At 60.8% G+C, this 15,343-nt stretch carries 14 protein-coding genes and 3 pseudogenes; 13 read left to right on the top strand and 4 right to left on the bottom strand.

Annotated elements, in window-relative coordinates; all coding sequences use genetic code 11:
- The first annotated feature begins 14 nt into the window (after nt 1-14).
- The 5 genes from AB433_RS18095 to AB433_RS18075 all read left to right on the top strand — a co-directional run bounded on the left by AB433_RS18095 (nt 15) and on the right by AB433_RS18075 (nt 4,935).
- Nucleotides 15-1,514, top strand: a complete 1,500-nt coding sequence (locus AB433_RS18095; protein ID WP_007015988.1) for an aldehyde dehydrogenase family protein — start codon at nt 15-17, stop codon at nt 1,512-1,514.
- Nucleotides 1,515-1,556: 42 nt separating this feature from the next.
- Nucleotides 1,557-2,357 carry a 3-(cis-5,6-dihydroxycyclohexa-1,3-dien-1-yl)propanoate dehydrogenase gene (gene hcaB, locus AB433_RS18090; RefSeq protein WP_007015989.1) on the top strand — a complete coding sequence of 267 codons (801 nt, stop codon included), beginning with the start codon at nt 1,557-1,559 and terminating at the stop codon, nt 2,355-2,357.
- A gap of 72 nt (nt 2,358-2,429) precedes the next feature.
- Nucleotides 2,430-2,810 (top strand): hypothetical protein, encoded by a 381-nt coding sequence (locus AB433_RS18085; RefSeq protein ID WP_007015990.1) that lies wholly within the window; start codon nt 2,430-2,432, stop codon nt 2,808-2,810.
- A gap of 224 nt (nt 2,811-3,034) precedes the next feature.
- Complete coding sequence (locus AB433_RS21590; RefSeq protein WP_138921581.1) at nt 3,035-3,592, top strand: helix-turn-helix domain-containing protein; 558 nt, start codon at nt 3,035-3,037, stop codon at nt 3,590-3,592.
- A 116-nt stretch (nt 3,593-3,708) separates the two neighbouring features.
- Nucleotides 3,709-4,935: an NAD(P)/FAD-dependent oxidoreductase gene (locus AB433_RS18075; protein WP_007015992.1), complete on the top strand. Its 1,227-nt coding sequence runs from the start codon at nt 3,709-3,711 to the stop codon at nt 4,933-4,935.
- A 15-nt stretch (nt 4,936-4,950) separates the two neighbouring features.
- On the opposite strand, the gene AB433_RS18070 is transcribed toward AB433_RS18075, so the two are convergent.
- Nucleotides 4,951-5,742 carry a 1,6-dihydroxycyclohexa-2,4-diene-1-carboxylate dehydrogenase gene (locus AB433_RS18070; protein WP_007015993.1) on the bottom strand — a complete coding sequence of 264 codons (792 nt, stop codon included), beginning with the start codon at nt 5,740-5,742 and terminating at the stop codon, nt 4,951-4,953.
- A 173-nt stretch (nt 5,743-5,915) separates the two neighbouring features.
- Here AB433_RS18070 and AB433_RS18065 point away from each other — a divergent pair, with 173 nt between their 5' ends.
- The 7 genes from AB433_RS18065 to AB433_RS18035 all read left to right on the top strand — a co-directional run bounded on the left by AB433_RS18065 (nt 5,916) and on the right by AB433_RS18035 (nt 11,484).
- The gene (locus tag AB433_RS18065; protein WP_007015994.1) at nt 5,916-6,917 is read left to right on the top strand and encodes a dihydrodipicolinate synthase family protein; all 1,002 of its coding nucleotides are present in this window, start codon (nt 5,916-5,918) and stop codon (nt 6,915-6,917) included.
- A gap of 10 nt (nt 6,918-6,927) precedes the next feature.
- Nucleotides 6,928-8,103 carry an aromatic ring-hydroxylating oxygenase subunit alpha gene (locus AB433_RS18060; RefSeq protein ID WP_007015995.1) on the top strand — a complete coding sequence of 392 codons (1,176 nt, stop codon included), beginning with the start codon at nt 6,928-6,930 and terminating at the stop codon, nt 8,101-8,103.
- Nucleotides 8,100-8,597: an aromatic-ring-hydroxylating dioxygenase subunit beta gene (locus AB433_RS18055; RefSeq protein WP_007015996.1), complete on the top strand. Its 498-nt coding sequence runs from the start codon at nt 8,100-8,102 to the stop codon at nt 8,595-8,597. Before AB433_RS18060 ends, AB433_RS18055 begins: the two co-directional genes overlap by 4 nt.
- Before the next feature lie 66 nt (nt 8,598-8,663).
- Complete coding sequence (locus tag AB433_RS18050) at nt 8,664-9,674, top strand: amidohydrolase family protein (RefSeq protein WP_007015997.1); 1,011 nt, start codon at nt 8,664-8,666, stop codon at nt 9,672-9,674.
- 75 nt (nt 9,675-9,749) lie between these two features.
- Nucleotides 9,750-10,145: a RidA family protein gene (locus tag AB433_RS18045; protein ID WP_037485723.1), complete on the top strand. Its 396-nt coding sequence runs from the start codon at nt 9,750-9,752 to the stop codon at nt 10,143-10,145.
- On the top strand, nt 10,138-10,815 hold the full coding sequence (locus AB433_RS18040; RefSeq protein WP_007015999.1) for an RraA family protein: 678 nt from the start codon (nt 10,138-10,140) through the stop codon (nt 10,813-10,815). The genes AB433_RS18045 and AB433_RS18040 overlap by 8 nt, the downstream gene beginning before the upstream one ends.
- 12 nt (nt 10,816-10,827) lie before the next feature.
- Entirely contained in the window at nt 10,828-11,484 is a 657-nt protein-coding gene (locus AB433_RS18035; protein WP_047824514.1) for an RraA family protein, read from the top strand.
- Nucleotides 11,485-11,613: 129 nt separating this feature from the next.
- Here the strand turns inward: AB433_RS18035 and AB433_RS18030 are convergent, their stop codons facing one another.
- Entirely contained in the window at nt 11,614-12,717 is a 1,104-nt protein-coding gene (locus tag AB433_RS18030; RefSeq protein ID WP_007016001.1) for an IS630 family transposase, read from the bottom strand.
- 56 nt (nt 12,718-12,773) lie between these two features.
- Nucleotides 12,774-13,676, bottom strand: a pseudogene (locus AB433_RS18025) (IS3 family transposase); the annotation flags it as partial.
- 67 nt (nt 13,677-13,743) lie between these two features.
- Here AB433_RS18025 and AB433_RS18020 point away from each other — a divergent pair.
- Nucleotides 13,744-14,776: pseudogene (locus AB433_RS18020) on the top strand (IS110 family RNA-guided transposase).
- Nucleotides 14,777-15,022: 246 nt separating this feature from the next.
- Here AB433_RS18020 and AB433_RS18015 read toward each other — a convergent pair.
- Nucleotides 15,023-15,256, bottom strand: a pseudogene (locus AB433_RS18015) (transposase); the annotation flags it as partial.
- Between the last annotated feature and the right edge of the window lie 87 nt (nt 15,257-15,343).

The raw sequence follows: 15,343 nt of genomic DNA, 5'->3' as shown, positions 1-15,343 counted from the left end.
GAAGGAGATTTGAAATGGCTACCCAACTGAAGAGCACGGAAAACGAATACGGCATCAAGCCGGAATACGGACACTTCATTGGCGGTGAATGGGTTTCGGGCGACAGCGGCAAGACGATCGACCTGATCAACCCGGCGACCGGGGCGGTGCTCACCAAGATCCAGGCCGGCAACGCCAAGGACATCCAGCGCGCGGTCGCAGCGGCCAAGGCCGCCTTCCCGAAGTGGTCGGAAAGCTCGCCCGCCGAACGTCAGGAAATCCTGATCGAGGTCGCCCGCCGGCTCAAGGCACGCCACCAGCACTACGCCACGCTCGAAACCCTGAACAACGGCAAGCCGATCCGCGAATCGATGCACTTCGACATGCCGCAGGCGATCGGCCAGTTCGAAGTGTTCGCCGGCGCGGCCTATGGTCTGCACGGCCAGGCGCTGGACTTTCCCGACGCGATCGGCATCGTTCACCGCGAGCCGCTGGGGGTCTGTGCGCAGATCATTCCGTGGAACGTTCCGATCCTGATGATGGCCTGCAAGATCGCGCCAGCCCTGGCTTCAGGCAACACGGTGGTGCTCAAGCCCGCGGAAACCGTCTGCCTTTCGGTTATCGAATTCTTCGTCGAAATGGCCGACCTTCTGCCCCCGGGCGTAATCAACGTCGTGACCGGTTACGGCGCCGACGTCGGTGAAGCGCTGGTGACCCACGAGGATGTCCGCAAGGTCGCGTTCACCGGTTCGGTGGCGACGGCTCGCCGGATCATCCAGTATGCTTCCTCGAACATCATTCCCCAGACTCTGGAATTGGGCGGCAAGTCGGCGCACATCGTTTGCGCGGATGCCGATATCGATGCGGCAGTGGAGAGCGCCACGATGTCGACGGTGCTGAACAAGGGTGAGGTCTGCCTGGCCGGTTCGCGGCTGTTCCTGCACCAATCGATCCAGGACGAGTTCCTCGCCAAGTTCAAGGAAGCTCTTGAAGGCATCCGGCAGGGGGATCCGCTCGACTTCGGCACCCAACTCGGCGCGCAGGCTTCGCAGATGCAGATGGACAAGGTCCAGAGCTATCTCCAGCTGGCCACCGAGGAAGGCGCGACCGTCCTTACCGGCGGCAGCCGGAACGATAGCTTGGCCGACGGGCATTTCATCAAGCCCACGGTCTTCACCAATGTCAGCAACTCGATGCGCATCGCTCGCGAGGAAATCTTCGGCCCTGTCACCAGCGTGCTGACCTGGAACGACGAAGACGATATGATGGCGCTGGCGAATGACACGACCTATGGCCTGGCCGGCGGCGTCTGGACCAAGGACATCGCCCGCGCGCACCGGATTGCCCGCAAGCTCGAAACCGGAACGGTGTGGATCAACCGTTACTACAACCTCAAGCCCAACATGCCGCTGGGCGGATACAAGCAGAGCGGTTTCGGTCGTGAATTCAGCCATGAGGTGCTGAACCACTACACGCAGACCAAGTCGGTTATCGTCAATCTGCAGGAAGGGCGCGTGGGGATGTTCGACCAGTAAGGTTGTCCAACCCGTACAATCGGTTTGAAGAGGAGAGAGGCATTGTCTGCAAGGCTTGAAGGACAGGTTGCGCTGCTGACCGGCGGCGCAACCGGAATTGGTGCGGCGGTGGTCGCCCGCTACATCGAAGAAGGGGCCAGGGTCGGCGTGCTCGTCCGCGACGACGATCAGGCCCAGCTGGTGCGTTCGCGCCACGGTGACAAGGTCACCGTGGTCGCGGGCGACGTCCGTTCCTTTGCAGACAATGCCCGGGCCGTTGCCGAGACTGTCGCGGCATTTGGCAAGCTGGATGTCTTTGTCGGCAATGTCGGGATCTGGGATTTCATGGTGCCACTCGAGCAGCAGGATCCCAAGATTCTGGAAAAGACATTCGACGAAATCTTTGACGTCAACCTGAAGGGGTATTTCTTCGGTGCGCGCGCCGCTCTCCCCGAACTGAGGAAAACCAAAGGCAGCATCGTTTTTACCGCCTCGACGTCGAGCTACTACACTGGCGGCGGCGGGACGCTGTATGTCGCATCGAAGCACGCGGTGCTTGGCCTGATCCGGCAGCTGGCCTGGGAACTGACACCCGATATCAGGGTCAATGGCGTCGCGCCGGGCGGCACCCGAACTCCGTTCAGCGGCACCAAGACTGGCGGGTTTTCCGAAACCAAGATGGAGGAGATGCCTGGCCTGGACGGAATGATCGCGGGCATGACGCCACTGGCGCGGATCGCCGAGCCGGACGATCATGCAGGTCTCTACGCGCTTTTGGCTTCGCGCCGCGATTCCGCATACATGACCGGAACGGTCCTGCTCAGCGACGGCGGCGTCGGCATCGGCAAGCGTCCCGACGCCTGATCCGCCGGTTCGGCCAGACGGCAAACACCGCAGGAACGACACCCTGTATCCGAATGTGGAGGATCGAGAACCATGGCCGAAAAATTCGAGTTCAAGGAACTGCTGAACGTGGCGGGTGTGATCGGCGCCGCGCGGTGGAAGCCAACCCATGTGGGACCAACGATTGCACCGCCGGAACTGGTCGAATTCGGCGGCGATATCACTCGGGATCGGGCCGAACGCATGATGGGCCATGCCGAAGCAGGCGGGCTTGCGATCTATGGCATCGGCCAGCTCAGCTACCAGCGGGCGCCGGTCGACAAGACAGTCGTCTACCCGATCGATGCCTATTATGCGCATGGCCAGTACACCTCGGTGATCGCAACCATCAACCGGGTTGCCGTGCTGCTGGACAACAAGGCAAAAGTGGATGTTCAGGACATGGTGCGAAAGATGATCCTGGTCGATAACTGAGAGCTGGGTTTGCCCGATCGACTTCGGTCTGGCTCTGCGTACTTGCTTGGCCATGAATGGCGTAAAATGGAAGTCGCGGCATCCCCGAAAAGGGATGCGGCCTAGACTAAGTTGCAAGGGGGTAATCAGAGAGAAAAATTCCCATTCGGGTGCAACTGTCGGTTGGGGGTCGCGCGGTCTGACCAACGCGATCTTTGCCAGCGCGCCCGATCACGAGCGCCAGAATGGCCGAACGCTCTACACATAATTTGAGTATGATAAAGGCTCTGACTCTGGCGGGCCGAGCGGGACGGTTCGAGTTGGCGCATGGCGGCACACTGTTCCTTGATGAAATCTCGATGCTGTCCCCGCTGGCTCAGAGCAAGGTTCTCCGGGTCAAGCAGGAGTGCGGATACGAGATAGAGGGCGATATGAGGGCCACGAGGGGGCAATGTCAGGGAAATCGAACGATGGTTGAACGTGCGATTTTGCTGGTGAACGATGGCGAGGCGATCGACCTTTGGCACCTGTTCCTCGGCTCGGGTCGCGCGTGCATCAGGGCCGACCTGGCCTTGACCAACGATGGACGGGTGTCGGGCGCCGAGGTCGGTAAAGAACAGGATCAGTCGATCAGTCACTTGGTCGGACTGTTGCGACAGAACGGGGAAGGGCTGGAAACATTTGAATGCACGATCGTCGAAGCAGCGCTTGAGGCTGCACAGGGCAATGTCGCGCAGGTAGCTCGAGACCTTGGCATGACTCGCCGGCAACCTGCATCGCGCCTGGAAAAGATCGGGCGGTAGAGAGTGCCTCATCATCCATCACTTGCAACGAGTTGTATAATATGCAAAGATAGACAGTCACCGCGGCTGCCCTGAACAGCCCTGACGTGGCAAACAGAAATTTGGGAGAGAACTAAGTGCGCTCGATTGCTATAGTTGGTGCAAACCTGGCCGGTGGGCGCGCAGTCGAAGCCCTGCGGCAGGCAGGGTTCGACGGGCGGATCACCTTGATCGGCGAAGAACCGTGGCGTCCTTATGAACGGCCGCCGCTCTCCAAGGAAGTGCTGTGGGAACCGGCAAATGTTCCGGACAATTTCTTCCTGCAGGACGAGGCCTGGTACGACGATAACCGTATCGACATGCGCCTGGGCACCCGAGCCGAAGCAATCGACCTTGCGAGCGGCGGGGTCCGCCTGTCAGGGGGCGAGCTGGTTCAGGCGGACCGGATCCTGCTCGCCACGGGCGGTCACGCCCGCAAGCTCAACCTTGCCGGGGCCGATTGCGAGAACGTCCATTATCTGCGCACACGAGACGATGCGACCCGCATGGCGCTCGACCTGCGCGAAGGTGCCAGCATCGTGATCGTCGGCATGGGCGTAATCGGCGCCGAAGTCGCCGCCAGTGCGGTAAAACTCGGCTGCAAGGTCACCGTCGTCGAGCCGATGCCAGTGCCGATGGAAAGAGCGCTCGGCCGGCGCTTTGGGCAATGGCTGGGCGAGGAGCATCGCAGGCGGGGAGTAGCGACCCATTTCAACTGCGGCGTGACCGGCTTCAGGTTTGCCGGCAACCGTGTCAGCGCGGTCGTGGCAGACGATGGCACCGTGATTCCGTGCGATGCCGTGATCGTGGGGGTGGGGATCGTGCCGGCCACCTCGCTGGCCCGCGATGCCGGGATCGAGGTCAACAACGGGATCATCGTCGACCGTCGATGCCAGACCAGCAACCCGGCGGTATTCGCGGCGGGCGACGTGGCCGAGCAGGACGGGTTTTTCGGCGGACGGTTCAGGCAGGAAACCTACCAGAACGCTGCCGACCAGGCGCAGGCGGGCGCCCTGGCGATGCTGGGGCAGGAGGTCTCCTACTGCAAGCCGATGTGGTACTGGAGCGATCAGTTCGATCTCAACATCCAGTTCTGCGGGCAAATTCCCGTAGAAGCCGATATCGCAATTCGCGGCGAGATGGACAGCAACACCTTCGTCGCCTTCTTCCTGGCCGGTGAAACGATCGAAGGCGTACTGACGGTCAACCGCGCGCCCGACATGGGGGTGGGCAAGCGGCTCGTCGAAAGGCGAGCCCGCGCCAGCGCCGCAAGCCTGGCAGACGCCAATGTTTCCTTGCGGGACTTGCTCAAGCAGGCGGGCTGATTTCCGGCGGCGCGGTCAGCCGATGCCGCCCCCAGCCACGTACAGCGTCTGGCCTGTGACATAGGACGCATCGTCGGAGGCGAAAAAGCAGATCGCCGCGGCCAGTTCTTCGGGCTCGCCAAAGCGGGCCATCGGCGTATCGCGCAGCGTCTGCTCCATCACTTGGCCGAACCCCAGGCGATCCGCGTCGGTGGGCGCAGCCGGATTGCGCGGGGTGACTCTGGTCACGTTGACCCCGCCCGGCGCGACGCAGTTGACGCGGATGCCGCTGGCTTCGAGTTCAAGCGAAAGCGCAGCGGTCAGCGCAGCGACCCCGCCCTTGGCAGCGGCGTAAGGCACGCGATTGACCCCGCGTGTCGCAACCGAGCCGATGTTGACGATCGCGCCGCGCCCTGCCGCCAGCATGTGGGGCAGCACTGCGTGGCAGCACCACAGGGTCGGCCACAGCGACCGGTTGATTTCCGCGGTGATTTCCTGCGGGGCGTAGTCCCAGTAGGGCTTGGCCCAGATCGTACCGCCGACGTTGTGGACGGCGACGTCGATTCGCCCGAAGCGGTCGATGACCGACTGATACAACTCGACCGCGCCCTCGCAATGCTCCAGGTCCACCGCGACAGCCAGAGCATTGCTGCCTTCTGCCTGAAGCTGTGCGGCCGAAACCTCAGCCGCCTCCGCTGCGCGGTCGGCGATGACCACGCTTGCGCCTTCCTCGGCCAGGCGCCTTGCGGTCGCTAGGCCAATACCTTGCGCTCCGCCTGTGACCACGGCCACCTTGTCATGGAATCGCTTCGACAGAGTCTCGTCCACACAACCTCCCTTGCGTCCGTCCTGGCGCCGCCAGATCTATTCGATTTTCGGAAAATTCGGCCAGTAGCGGCGAGAATCCGATATTAGGACTTGAAGTGGCATAAGGAAAAGCATTACACAATGGGGAACGTCCCGCTTTAGGCGGGGCTATTTCCAATGGGAGAGCATGAGCCATGGCAAAGACTTTGTTGAGCGCCACCGATGTCAAGGGCGCTTGGGCAATCATTCCGACCCCGTCCAAGGCTAACGCGTCGGACTGGCGTGCGACCAAAACCGTCGATCTCGATGAAACCGCTCGCGTGGTCAACGGGCTGATCGATGCCGGGATCAACGGCATCCTGAGCATGGGAACGCTTGGTGAAGCGGCGACCATGACCCTTGACGAAAAGCTGGATTTCATGCGTGCGCTGGTCGACGCGGCGGCCGGCCGGGTTCCGGTCTTCGTCGGCACGACCTGCATCAACACCCGCGATACGGTGGCGCTGACGCGCCAGGCGCTTGAACTGGGCGCCGACGGCACAATGCTCGGCGTGCCGATGTGGTGCGCGCCGAGCCTCGACGTCGCTGTCCAGTTCTACAAGGACGTTGCCGAGGCCGTGCCGGAAATGAACATCGCGATCTACGCGAACCCGGAAGCCTTCAAATTCGATTTCCCGCGGCCGTTCTGGGCTCAGGTGGCTGAAATTCCTCAGGTCGTGACCGCCAAATATATCGGCGTCGCCAACCTCTTGCCCGACCTGGCCGCGATCCGCGGTCGGATCAAGCTGCTGCCGATCGACTTCGACTATTACGGAGCGGCGCGGATGGATGATTCGGTCGATGCCTTCTGGTCGAGCGGCGCGGTCTGCCACCCGCTGGTAACCACGACCCTGCGCGACCTGGTCGTCCAGGCTCGCGCAAGCGGCGACTGGAGCGCGGCCAAGGCGTTCATGGGCCGCCTCGGCCCGACCGCGGCACCCTTGTTCCCGAACGGCAGCTTCAAGGAATTCTCGACCTACAATATTGCGCTGGAAAAGGCGCGGATGGACGCCGGTGGCTGGATGAAGGCTGGGCCGGTGCGTCCGCCATACCATCTCTGTCCGGAGCCCTATCTGGCAGGCGCGCGCAAGTCCGGTCAGATGTGGGCCGAACTGGGCAAGGCGCTCGAAGCTGAAGATTTGGGGGCTGCCGCTTAGAAGGTTCGCGATGACCGAAACGGGGTTGACCTGGCCCAAGAACTTCAACGAGGTTCCGAAAGCGGCGTTCACCCGCAAGGACATCTACGCGGAGGAGATCAAGCGCATCTTTTTCGGGCAGGAATGGCACCCGGTCGCGCATGAAAGCGAATTGCCCAATCCAGGCGATTTCAAAACCTTCCGCTTGGCTGGCGTCCCGCTGCTGATTGCCCGCGATATTGAAGGGCTGGTACGGGTGTTTTACAACGCCTGTTCGCATCGCGGCAACCAGCTCGAAACCGCGGTGATGGGGAACAAGACCGAATTCGAATGCCCCTATCACCGCTGGCTTTTCGATTCGAAGGGCGATCTGGTCGGTTGCCCCAACCATCGCGATTTCCTGCCCGGCTTCGACAAGTCCGACTATCCCTTGGCGCAGCCCCGGTTCGACAGTTTCTACGGCCTGATTTTCGTGACCCTTTCGGCTGAAACCGAAACGTTGACGGAATTCCTCGGCGATTCGCAGAACACCTTGCGCGAACTGCTGGGAGGGGACGGCAGGCTCAAGCTGCTGGGCTATCAGAAGGTGCGCTACGACAGCAACTGGAAGTCCTATACCGACAATGATGGCTACCATGCGCCATTGCTCCACCAGGCATTCAAGATGCTCAATTGGCAAGGCGGTAAGGGACGCCAGTTCGCCGCGACGAAACACGTGCACATCTGTTTCGAATCGGCGCTGTCGGTGGTCAGTGGCCCCACAGTGCTCAAGGACGCTTCGCTGATCGCCTTCAAGGGGCAGGATCCCTCGGTCGGGTCGCGCATCGTTTCGCTCTTCCCGACCTTCGTTTCGACCAAGCATCTCGATGTGATCAATCTGCGCTTCGCGACCCCGATCGACGAAGAGACGGTTGAAGTCCACTACGCCTATTTCGCACACCAGGACGATGATGAGGACATGGTCAGCCATCGCCTACGGCAAAGTTCCAACCTGCTGGGCCCCTGCGGCCTGATCAGCATGGAGGACGCGTCGGTCTTCCATCGCATCCACATCGGCAATCACACCCCTGGCAATGCTATTTTCCAGAAGGGAGTGCACGACCAGTCGAAGCTGGAGTCGGAATTCCTCCAGAACGACGAGAGCGGCAATCTTCCCCGTTGGGAATATTACCGGTCGGTGATGGGTTTCGAGAGGGCCGAGGCATGACGCAGACCGACACTGCGATCGAGGCCGCGCTCGACGCTCTTCTGCTAGCGGACTCCAGCGCGCTTGACGGCAAGGACATGGAGGGCTGGCTCGCCAACTATTCCGAGGAAGACGAGGCCTCCTATATCTGCCGTGCCGCCGAAAATTCGGAAAATGGTCTCGCCCTGGGTTTCATGTACGATGATTGCCGATCCCGGCTCGAGGATCGCGTCACTTTCGTGAACGATATCTGGGTCGATACGTTCCAGGACTATCGCACCCGTCACTTCGTCCAGCGCGTCGCGTATCAACGCGCCGATGCCTCTACTATCTCGATGCGATCGAATTTCTCGGTCTTCATGACGCCCACCGATAGCGGCATCACCCAAGTCCTGGCTGCGGGTCAATATCTGGATACCATCCGTTTGGAAAAAGCCGGTGCGTTGAAGCTGCTGTCCAGACGGGCCGAGCTCGATACGTCCGTCCTGCCCCGGTATCTGGTATATCCGATTTGATATCGGCTGCTGAGCATTGCTGAAATTGCCAGCCAGGGCCGGACTTCTCTGAAAGATCGCAAAGCAATGATAATCGACGCCCATGCTCACCTTGTCGCGCCTGCGGCGCTCTACGCGCACAGGAGCAATCTTGTGGTTTCAGGGGGGCAATATGGCAGCAGCTATCGTGCACAGGTGTCCGAGCGTCTGCTGGAAGAGAGCGCGGACCAGAACGTCAGGATCATGGATGCGGTGGGGACCGACCTGCAGTTGCTTTCTCCTCGACCATTCCTGACCTTGAATGGAACTGCCCGGTGGAATGACATCGTCGACTGGACATGTGACACAAACGACATGATTGCCCGGACAGTTCGGATGCATCCGAATCGCTTCCGGGGAGTGGGAGCCTTGCCGCAGCAAGTTGATCGGCCGGTCACCTCGTTGTTCGATGAAATCGAGCGAGTGCTGGATGAGCTTGGTTTCGTGGGCGTCTTGCTGAACCCTGACCCCAGTGAGGGGATGAACGGGTCGCCTCCGCTCGGCGATCCCTATTGGTACCCGCTGTACGAGAAATTGTGTGAGTTGGATCTTGCCGCCCATATCCATTCGGGACAATGCTGCAACGGGCGCGAGACCTATGATGAGCATTTCATTGCGGAAGAGGGACTGGCGATTACCTCGATCTACCGGGCCGACGTGTTCGACCGGTTCCCCGACCTCAAGTTGATGATTAGCCATGGCGGCGGTCCCATTCCCTACCAGATCGGACGGTGGCGCTCGCATCGGGAAATGGCCCGGGCCCAGGGGCGTATCGCTGCCGATGCACCCCAATTCGATGAAATTCTACGAAAATTCTGGTTTGACACGGTTCTTCATAACCCGGATTCGCTCGCGCTTCTGTTCAAGACCGTGGGACACGACCGATGCTGTTTCGGAACGGAAAGGCCCGGATCGGGAGACGGCATCGATCCTGTTTCAGGGCGTCACTACGACGATCTCAAGCCCGTGATCGAGGCGCTTCCTTCACTTGACCAGGCTGCTCTAAACGGTGTTTTCGAAGGCAATGCCCGTCGATTGTTTTCCCGTCTCGACGTTTGATTGCGTGCCTGGCGACGATGCAGATTTTCGGCGACTTCCGGTAATTCAACAGGTCGCTCTCAAGGATTGGGGATCGTGACACGACGCAGCATCGAAGTTGAAGGCCTTCACCATTCCGGCAATCCGATCCCTGCCGCGAGCCGGGTGGACCGTCTTGTCGTGACAGGTGGGGTCTACGGTTTGGATCCGGCAACCGGTGAAGTGGCGGAAGACGCTGGCGATCAAGTCCGCCTGACATTCTGGCACCTGGACCGGATCTTGGCAGCAGCCGGCGCGCGTTTCGACGATGTTGCCAAACTGACCTTCTATGTGAAGACGAAAGAGCTTAGACCGGCAATCAACGAATTGTGGCTCACGCACTTTCCCGATCCTTCGTCGCGGCCGGCTCGGCATATGCTGGTTTACGATGACCTCCCGGGCAACATCCTGGTGCAGTGCGAAGCGATAGCGATGGTGCCGGACAATGCCTGAAGACATCTCACCAACGTCTTATTTGGCAGCTACTCAGCGTGTCGCCGCCCTTGACACCTGCACCATTTCAGACGCACTCGACAAACTCGGTCTCCGCGGAACCGTCCCAGGTCTCGTCCGGTTGACCGCAAACAGGCAGCGCATTTCCGGCAGGGTTGTGACCGTGAAACTCGGACCGGCTATCGAAGGACTACCCAAACGGCACCTGGGGGCCTCTGCCATCATGGCGGCACAACCGGGTGAGATCGTGGTCGTCGAGCATCGCGGAAGGACCGATGCCTCTGGCTGGGGTGGCCTGCTGAGCCGGGCCGCGGCACGGAAAGGCATTGCCGGCGTGATCGTCGACGGCGCTTGTCGCGATCTGGATGAAAGCAGCGAGCTTGGTTTCCCAGTCTTCGGTAGCGCAGTTGTTCCGCTTACAGCGCGCGGTCGGGTCGCGGAGCATGACTGGGGCTGCCGAGTCACAATCGGCAGCATAGTGGTCAACCCCGGGGACTGGGTTGTGGCGGATGGAAGCGGCGTCGTGTTCTTCGACCAACAACATGTGGACGAAGTTCTGGCAGAGGCAGAGCGAATCCTTGGCCGTGAAACCGCCATGATCGCTGCGCTTGAGCAAGGCGCTCCAATTGATCACGTGATGGGTGCGAACTACGAAGAAATGCTGAAATAGGCAGGGAAAGAGATGAGCGAGGAAACACTCGTTAGGCGGCTGAATGCAGTGGGTGTAACCGCCTTGTCCGATGCGCTGGATCGTCTGGCGATCAGCGGCCAGGCGATTGGAATCCTGCCGGTAGCACGGGGGATGAAGTTTGCGGGACCAGCCTTCACGGTTCAGATGCTTCCGGTCGGACTGACCCAGGGAATAGTCGGAGACTATATCGACGACGTGCCCGAAGGGGCAGTGGTAGCAATCGACAACGGCGGTAAATTGGATCAGACCGTCTGGGGCGATATCTTGACCCGTGTGGCGCACAAGAAGGGCGTCGCAGGCACGGTGATCGATGGTGTCTGCCGAGACAGCGATTGCTGTGTTTTGCTGAAATACCCTGTATTCTCCCGCAGCGTCACAATGCGGACTGCCAAAGACAGATCCACCGCGCATGCTTATGGTGTGCCGATTCAACTTGTAGAGGTGCGGATCGAGCCCGGCGATTGGCTGGTTGGGGATTCCGATGGGGTCGTCGCGATTCCGGCGGGCCGGGTCGAGGAAGTCGTTGCGATCGCCGAAGAAGTAGAAATCGCCGAAAAAGCGATCCTCGCCGCCGTTGATGCGGGAATGCGCCTGGACGAAGCCCGGCGCGCCGGTGGGTATCACTCGCTTCAGTCGCGTGCGGTTTGATGCCTCCGAACAGGCCTCATTCCAGACCGAGTGGCGGCCGCCGTTCCGGTCGCGGCAAATGGCGTAATGGGATAATATTTGCACATTATACAACGATGAGATATGGGGCGACGAGCTAGTCATCTGAATCTAAAGTTCGCCGCATAATGTACGTTCTGCGGTTTGGCAGAAGCGCTTGACGGAGGCGAGGATCTCGTCGGCCGACTTGGTCCACCGGTATGGCTTCGGGTTCTCATTGTGGCGTTCAATGAAGGTGCGGATGTCCTGCTCCAGCTCGCTGGTGGAGGTATGGACACCGCGCTTCAACTGCTTGCGGGTGAGCTCTGCAAACCAACGTTCGACCTGGTTGATCCAGGATGCCGAGGTCGGCGTGAAATGGACGTGGTAATGCGGCCGACGAGCGAGCCATGTCCGAACCAGCGCGGTTTTGTGGGTGGCGTAATTGTCCATGATGATGTGGACATCGAGGTCGGGCGGCACCTGCGCGTCGATCTGCTTGAGAAAGTCGAGAAACTCGGCGGCGCGGTGCCGCTTGTAGCATTTCCCGATGACAAAGCCCGAGGCGATATCAAGCGCGGCGAAGAGTGAGGTCGTGCCATGGCGGACGTAGCTGTGCGTGCGACGCTCGGGCATGCCGGGCATCATCGGCAGGACCGGCTGCTCGCGATCGAGTGCTTGGATCTGGCTCTTCTCGTCCACGCTGAGCACCAATGCGCGGTTGGGCGGCGACAGATATAGGCCAACGATATCACGGACCTTGTCGACGAACAGCGGATCGCTGGACAGCTTGAACGTCTCCGAGCGATGCGGCTGCAATCCAAAGGCCGCCCAGATTCGGCGGATCGTGGTATGTGAAAAGCCGGTCGCGCCTGCCATCGAACGGATTGACCAGTGGGTCGCGTCATCTGGCTTCGAGCGCAGTGTCCGCTCGATCACGGCTGCCACCTGATCATCCGCGATCGTCCGGGGTCTGCCTGGTCGAGCTTCGTCCAGCAGCCCCTCGATACGATCCTTGAGAAAGCGCCTGCGCCACTTGCCGACTGTGTGCTCGTGCACGCCCAACTCAGCCGCCACGACCTTGCTCTGGATGCCGTCTGCACATCGTAAGATGATCCGGCATCGTTCCGACATCGAACGGGACACTCGCCGTCGGCGCACCTGCCGCTCCAGATATTCCCGTTCCTCCGCTTCCAGAACCACTGGTTTCGTCGGTCTGCCGATAGCGTTGGCCATACTGCGCTCCTCTCGCGCAGGCAGCATACAATGAAGCTTATTTCAGTTCCAGATGACTAGACGCCTTCCGCTTTCAAAATCTGCTGCCGTTCGAACTCGACGGGTGACAGCATCCCGTTCCTGACCTGCTTGCGCACCGGGTTGTAGAACATCTCGACGTAATCGAACACGTCCTGTCGGGCTTCTTCGCGGTTTTTGTAGGTGCGGCGGCGGATGCGTTCGCGCTTGAGCGAGGAGAAGAAGCTCTCGGCGACGGCATTGTCATGGCAGTTGCCGCGTCGGCTCATCGAGTGCTCAAGATTGTGAGCCCGGATGAACGCAGCCCAGTCCATGCTGGTGAACTGCGAGCCCTGGTCTGAGTGGATCAGCACCCGCTGCTTCGGTTTGCGCCGCCATACAGCCATGTGCAGCGCCTGCAGCACCACATCGGTGGTTTGCCGGCTTTGCATCGACCACCCCACCACCCGGCGGGAGTAGAGATCGATCACGACGGCCAGATAGGCAAAGCCCTCCATGGTGCGGATGTAGGTAATGTCCGTCACCCAGGCCCGGTCTGGCGCAGCCACGTCGAACTGGCGATCCAGAGTGTTGTCGACCGCCAGCGATGGCTTGCCGCCATAGCTGCCCGGCCGGCGCTTGTAGCCGATCTGCGCCTTGATACCCGCCAGTCTGGTCAGGCGGGCGATACGGTTCGGGCAGGATGTCTCTCCCCGATCGAGCACATCGTGCAGCTTGCGGTAGCCATAGACCTTGCCGCTGTCGTTCCAGGCTTGCCGCAGCAACTCCGTCTGCCGAGCGTCTTCCCGAGCCCGCTGGCTCAGCGGACTCTTCTGCCAGGCATAATAGCCACTGGGCTGCACGGCGAGGCACCGGCACATTGCCCGCACACGGAAACGATCACGATGCTCGGCGATGAACGCGTACCTCACTTTGCATCTGGGGCGAAATACGCGGTGGCTTTATGGGATGGCCCGCCCCTCACCGACCGGCATTATCATGCTGCCGGAATGGAAGTGGAGAAGATCTATGACGAATCCGGCGATCAGCATTTTGGGCGTAGATCTTGGCAAGAACAGCTGCAGCGTCGCAGGCCTTGATGCCACGGGCGCGGTCGTGATGCGTCGGCGAATGACGCGCGAGGGGCTGATCAGGTTCGTCTCGAAGTTGCCGCAATGCGTGGTGGCGATGGAGGCATGCTGCGGGGCGCACTTTCTGAGCCGCATCTTCGTGACGCAGGGACACGTCGTGCGATTGATGTCGCCGGAATACGTTCAGCATTACGTCAAGGCGCCAGAAAACCGACGACCGGGATGCCGAGGCTATCACCGAAGCCGCGACCCGTCCGACAATGCGCCTGGTGACGCCGAAAAGCGAAGCGCAGCTGGATTTACAAATTCTGCATCGGGCGCGAGCGAGGCTGGTTGCGGAGCGAACACGGCTAACCAACCAATTGCGCGCGGTCTTGCTGGAGCGTGGCATCATCCTGCCGCAACGGCGTGCTCCTCTGATCCGGCGACTGGGCGAACTTATGTCGGGCGAACTTGCGATCAGCGCCCGAATGCTGCGTCTACTGAACGACTTGCGAGAGGAATGGGCGGACCTTGATCGCAGGATCAGCGCCTATGACGAGGAATTGATTGCAATGACGCGGGAAGACGATCTGGCACGGCGTCTGGTTACGGTTCCCGGCATCGGCGTGATCAATGCAACGGCCTTGGTCGCCGCAGTGGGTGATGCCAGCGCGTTCGCCAAGGCACGCGATCTGGCTGCATGGCTCGGTCTGACGCCGCGCCAACATTCAACCGGCGGCAAAACCAAAATGCTCGGGATCAGCAAACGCGGAAATCGCTACCTGCGAACCCAGCTCATCCACGGCGCGCGGGCGGCGATGCGGCACTTCGCCGAAAGACCAACGGCACTCGGGGCCTGGATCCGCAATCTGCTTGCACGCGCGCATCCCAATGTTGTGGTGGTTGCGCTGGCTGCCAAGCTGGCTCGGATCGCCTGGGCTGTCCTTCGGCGCGGCGACGCATATCGGCCGCAAGCAAGCTTGACCTGACGCAATTGCGGCCTGGCAGAACCGGCTGCTCGACATGTCTGTGGAGGTGAGAAAGATGGCATAACGGTCGAACCGGCGGAGCGGTTAGCCTGGTTAAAAATGTGGCGCATGACGCCGATAGCTTTATGAGGCCCCACCCGCGCGGAACCCATCTTGGCCAGGACAGCAAGCCTGAGACCGGATACGTTGATGCAGACCCACTACGCCATCCATTCTATCCTTGCAGACGGGGGCGGGCCTTACGTTTTTTAGGATGTCGCGCTCCTCGGTCACCCGGGCCAGCTCGCGCTTCAGCTGGCGGATCTCGGCATCCTTGCTGGCATCACCAGACACGACTTTCGCCAGCTGCCGCTTCCACGCATACAGCGAGTGCGCGCTGACCCCGAGCCGCTGCGAGACCTCCGCCACTAGATACCCGCGTTCGGTGATCTGGGCCACCGCATCACGCTTGAACTCATCACTGAAGTTGGGCTTCCCCATAATAGCCTCCTGTCCTCAAAATTAGGATCGAAGGCGTCCAGAAATCTAGGGGCTATTCACTCTGCCTTGTCGCTGACCACCGTCCCG

Origin of the sequence: Croceicoccus naphthovorans, from assembly GCF_001028705.1 — a bacterium.
GTDB lineage: Bacteria > Pseudomonadota > Alphaproteobacteria > Sphingomonadales > Sphingomonadaceae > Croceicoccus > Croceicoccus naphthovorans.
The sequence above is the reverse complement of the archived record's forward strand: the minus strand, read 5'-3'. Positions and strand labels throughout refer to the sequence as shown.